The following is a 470-nucleotide window of genomic DNA, read 5'->3' as shown; positions in this document are numbered from 1 at the left end:
GGTCTTGCCACTGCCTGCGTTTTTGTTGTCGTAGCTTTGGCTCAGACCCGTGACGGTGTCGCCAGCAACCAGACCCGTGATGCTGACCGCGTCCGCGGCGCTGGTCGTGCCGTCATAGGTTTTGTGTTGGTTGCTCGCCGATAGCGTCAGACTCGCTTTAGTTATATTCGCAACAGTAGAAGCAGCATTCGTACCTGTCAAGTTGTAATTTGACCATAAACCACTGCTATCTTCTTTTTTTAGCAAAGATAAATCATTTACAGAAACAAGTTTGTTTGATCTGCCCTCGAATTGACGGACACCTTTTAACGTAAAAAGAGAGGTGTCAAATGCAACGCAATCGTTACGATGACTCATTCAAAGCTGAGGCAGTGAGGTAATCATCCCAAAAAATAAAAGCGAATCAAAGTAGAAAAAAGTCCTTAAACTCACAAGAAAAGGAATACTACGATGAAAGCCAAGAAATACAG

General features: G+C 44.3%; 1 protein-coding gene. It reads right to left on the bottom strand.

Features of this window, described 5'->3' with window-relative positions:
- The coding region (locus DFR44_RS11410) for a YDG domain-containing protein (protein ID WP_162845184.1) at window positions 1-246 on the bottom strand (246 nt) is incomplete at its 3' end.
- Window positions 247-470: the final 224 nt, after the last annotated feature.

This window comes from Hydromonas duriensis (assembly GCF_004363775.1).
GTDB classification, from domain to species: domain Bacteria; phylum Pseudomonadota; class Gammaproteobacteria; order Burkholderiales; family Burkholderiaceae; genus Hydromonas; species Hydromonas duriensis.
Note: the sequence above shows the minus strand (reverse complement) of the source record. Positions and strands in the feature narration are given on the sequence as shown.